This window comes from Protofrankia sp. CiP1_Cm_nod1, assembly GCF_920888515.1.
In the GTDB taxonomy this organism is placed as follows: domain Bacteria; phylum Actinomycetota; class Actinomycetes; order Frankiales; family Frankiaceae; genus Protofrankia.
This window is the reverse complement of record NZ_CAKKTM010000178.1, coordinates 1-4,011: the sequence shown is the minus strand read 5'-3', so window position 1 is coordinate 4,011 and position 4,011 is coordinate 1. Positions and strand designations below refer to the sequence as shown.

The window sequence follows — 4,011 nt, the reverse complement described above, 5'->3', positions numbered from 1 at the left end:
AGCCGGCGCAGGCTGAGCAGCACCGCCCCGGCCGCCGCGCCGGCCGGCACCGAACCGCCGACCAGGCCGGTGTTGCCGCCCTGGGGCACCACGGGCACGCCGTGCCGGGCGCAGATCCGCAGCACGGCGGCGACCTGTTCGGTCGTCGCGGGACGGGCCACGGCCGCGGCCCGCCCCCGGAAGGCGCCCGTCCAGTCGGTTTCGTAGCTCACGGTCACATCCGGGTCGGTGAGGACGTGAGCGGCGCCGAGCACGCCGACGAGATCTGTGATCAACACCCATCCATCATGCTGGGCCGTGCCGTCGGGTCCAGGCCCCGGGGCCTGCCGCGGGGGGCCGGTGGCGCTGGTGACCGTCAGCGACCAGTGCCGCCGGGCCCGCGCCCGGCCGGGCCGCCGCGTGCGACCTCCGCGACGCCGGCCGGGCAGGCCGCAGCCGGGAACGGACACCGATCGGGGGGGACCGGGCCGGGGAGACCGGGCCGGGGACATCCGCCTCCGGCGCTCTTCCGACGTCTCCGCGGTGCCGGCCGGTCCGGCATCAGCCGCCATCGGTCCGTATCGGTAGGTGGCGGCCGGCAGCGGTCGTGGCGTCGTCACGGTACGGCGTCGTACCACCAAGCTGTGTCACAAAGTTCATGTCGTGGACGAGCGGGCGTCCGCGCTGCCTCCCCGGGGCTTGGGACCGTGTTGTCGTGCGCGTCGCAGTGATCACCGAATCTTTTCTGCCGCACGTCGACGGCGTGACCAACTCGGTCTGCCGGGTGCTGGAGCATCTGCGGCACCGCGGCCACGAGGCGCTCGTCATCGCGCCCGCGGCCGGGACGCGTACGCCAGCGGCCTGCCCCGACGTCTACGCCGGTGCCCCGGTGCTGCGGGTGCCGTCGGTTCCGCTGCCAGGATATCCGGAGTTCCGGGTGGCGACGCCATGGCCCCGGCTGGTCGGCGTGCTCGCGGGCTTCCGGCCGGACGTCGTGCATCTGGCGGCCCCGGCGGGGCTGGGCGCGCAGTCCGCGTTCGCGGCCTGGCGGCTCGGGCTGCCGAGCGTGGCGGTGTACCAGACCGACTTCGCCGGCTTCGCCGCCCGCTACGGGCTCGCCCAGGCCGAACGGTCCATCTGGCGGTGGGTGGCCGCCGTCCACCGCCTCGCCGGGCGGACGCTCGCGCCGTCGTGGCCCGCGGTCGACATGCTGCTGCGCCAGGGCGTCCACCGGGTCGCCCGCTGGACGCGCGGGGTCGACCTGGAGCGGTTCCATCCACGCCACCGCGACCCGGCGCTGCGCCGCGGCCTCGCCCCGGGCGGGGAGGTGCTGGTCGGCTACGTCGGCCGGCTCGCCCGGGAGAAACGGGTGCACCTGCTCGGCGCCGTGCAGGACATCCCCGGGACGCGGCTGGTCGTCGTCGGTGACGGCCCGCTGCGGCCGGCGCTGCAACGCAGGCTGCCCCGGGCGGCCTTCCTGGGGTTCCGCTCCGGGGCGGAACTGGCGACGATCTTCGCGAGCCTGGACGTGTTCGTCCACACCGGCTCCCACGAGACGTTCTGCCAGGCCGCTCAGGAGGCCAAGGCCAGCGGTGTCCCGGTGGTGGCGCCGGCCGCGGGCGGCCTGCTCGACGTCGTCGACGACGGGCGCACCGGGCTGCACTTCACCCCGGACTCCCCGGCCGCGCTGGCCGGCCGCGTCACCGCCCTCGTCACCGACACCGGCCGGCGGACGGCCATGGGCCTCGCCGCCCGCCAGTCCGTCAGCGGCTGCGGGTGGGGCGCCATCGGGGACGAGCTGATCGGCCACTACCAGGACGTCCGCGGCCTGGGGACGGGGTACGGCGGCGGTGTGGCACCGCGGTCACGGGCCGTTCTCGCCCGCCGGACGGCGCGCTGCCACCACGGTGCCGACCGGGCCGGGACGTGTCACAACGAGGACGGGAGCACCCGGTGAAGATCGTCCAGGCGGCCAACTTCGTCGCGCCGCGCTCCGGTGGCATCCGCACGACGCTGCGGCACCTCGCCGCCGGGTACACCGCGGCCGGGCACGACGTCGTCCAGATCCTCCCCGGGGAACGCGACGGCGTCCGCCACACCCCGGACGCGACCGTGATCACCATGCGGGCGCCGCTGGTGCCCGGCACCGACTACCGGGTGCTGGCCGAGCCGTGGCGGGTCGCCCGGCTGCTGGCGGCCGAGGCGCCCGACCGGCTCGAGGTCCACGACCGGGCGACCCTGCGCCCGCTCGGCCGGTGGGCCCGCCGGGCCGGGGTGGGATCCGTCGTGGTCAGCCACGAACGCCTCGACCGGCTGCTGAACCTGTGGACGCCCCGCCCGCTGCGCGGGGTGCTGCCGGTGCGGGCCGCCGCCGACCGCTCCAACGCCGCGCTCGCGCGGTCGTTCGACACGGTGGTCGCCACCACCGCGTGGGCGGGCGAGGAGTTCCGCCGCGTCGGCGCCACCAACCTGCGGCGGATCCCCCTGGGGGTCGATCTCGACCGCTTCCGTCCCGACCGTTACGACACCTCGCTGCGGCGGGCCTTCGCCCGCGACAGCGAGGTGCTGCTGGTGCACGCCAGCCGGCTGTCGCCGGAGAAACGGGGCGACACCGCCGTGGACGCCCTGGCGGAGCTGGTCCGCCGCGGCGTCCCCGCCCGGCTGGTGATCGCCGGGGACGGCCCGAGCAGGGGGCGCCTGACCCGGCGCGCCGCCGGCCTTCCGGTGATCTTTCTTGGTTTCGTCGCGGACCGTGACCGGCTCGCCTCTCTGCTGGCGACCGCAGACGTGCTCCTCGCCCCCGGCCCGGTGGAGACGTTCGGACTGGCCGCGCTGGAGTCGATGGCCAGCGCGACCCCGGTCGTGGTCCACCACGGCAGCGCCCTGGCGGAGCTTGTCGTGCCCGGCGCCGGGGTCGTGGCCGCGGGCAGCGGCTGGACCTTCGCCGACGGCGTGGAGGATCTGCTCGCCCGCGACCCGTTCAGCCGCCGGCAGGCCGCGCGGGCCCGCGCGGAGCAGTTCCCGTGGCAGGTCACCGTCGACGGGTTCCTCGCCGCCCACGGGCTGGGCCCGGCCGCCGGACGCCCCGGCCAGCACCCCGCGCGACGGCAGCCCGCGGACGGACGTGACCGCGGCGCCGGCCGCGCCGCCTGACCGTGCCGTGGACACCACGATGATCGGCACGACGACCGGTCCGAGCACGACGACCGGTCCGAGCACAACGGCCGGTCCGAGCACAACGGCCGGTCCGAGCACAACGGCCGGTTCCGGCACGGTGACCTGCTTTGTCGCGCTCGGCGACAGCATCACGGCCGGGCTGGGCGACGGTGTGAGCATGGGCGGCTACCGGCGGGCCCACGCGGCGCGGGCGCTGGCCGGACGCGGCTGGGCCGCCACGCTCGCCGCCTGCCTGGCCCCGGCCGGGCAGGCCCGGTTCACCAACCTCGCGACCACCGGGGCGACCAGCCGGGACGTCCGCGAAACCCAGCTGCCGGTGGCCCTCGCGCTGCGCCCGCGGATCGCGAGCCTCATCGCCGGCATGAACGATCTGCTCTCCCCCGGCTTCGACCCGTTACGCCTGCGGCGCAACCTGGTGTGGAGCGTCCGGGACCTGCGCGCGGCCGGCGTCCTGGTGCTGATGGCCCGGCTGCACGACCCCGGGCGGCTGCTGCGCCTGCCCGCGCCCGCGCGCCGCCTGCTCACTACCCGGATCGGGCAGCTCAACGCGGTGGTGGACGCCGCCGCCGCGGGCGATCCCGGGGTCCTGGTCGTCGACCTGGCCCGCCATCCCGAGGCCTACCGGCTGTCGACCTTCGACGTCGACCGGGTGCATCCTGGCCCGCGGGGCCATCAGCTGATGGCCCGTGCCTTCGCCGAGGCGCTGTGCGACGCCGGTGTGCCGCTGCCGGTCCTGCCGGTGGTGGAGCCGCCCACCACGCCCGGCCGGTTCGCGCACGCCCGCTGGATGATGTCGGTGGGCGTGCCGTGGCTGCTCGCCCGCCCGGCCGTGCCACTGCGCCGCCGGGCCCGGCG

Annotated in this window: 4 protein-coding genes; 3 read left to right on the top strand and 1 reads right to left on the bottom strand. The window is 76.7% G+C overall.

The window, feature by feature from the left end:
- Positions 1–278, bottom strand: a 278-nt coding sequence (locus NBX02_RS08445; protein WP_250290783.1) for an FAD-binding protein, incomplete at its 3' end; no start/stop codon positions are given.
- Positions 279–694: 416 nt separating this feature from the next.
- Here NBX02_RS08445 and NBX02_RS08440 point away from each other — a divergent pair.
- The 3 genes from NBX02_RS08440 to NBX02_RS08430 form a co-directional block, all read left to right on the top strand.
- Complete coding sequence (locus tag NBX02_RS08440; protein WP_250281908.1) at positions 695–1,936, top strand: glycosyltransferase family 4 protein; 1,242 nt, start codon at positions 695–697, stop codon at positions 1,934–1,936.
- Positions 1,933–3,132 carry a glycosyltransferase gene (locus NBX02_RS08435; RefSeq protein ID WP_250281910.1) on the top strand — a complete coding sequence of 400 codons (1,200 nt, stop codon included), beginning with the start codon at positions 1,933–1,935 and terminating at the stop codon, positions 3,130–3,132. Before NBX02_RS08440 ends, NBX02_RS08435 begins: the two co-directional genes overlap by 4 nt.
- Positions 3,133–3,253: 121 nt before the next feature.
- Positions 3,254–4,011, top strand: a 758-nt coding sequence (locus NBX02_RS08430) for an SGNH/GDSL hydrolase family protein (RefSeq protein WP_250290773.1), incomplete at its 3' end; no start/stop codon positions are given.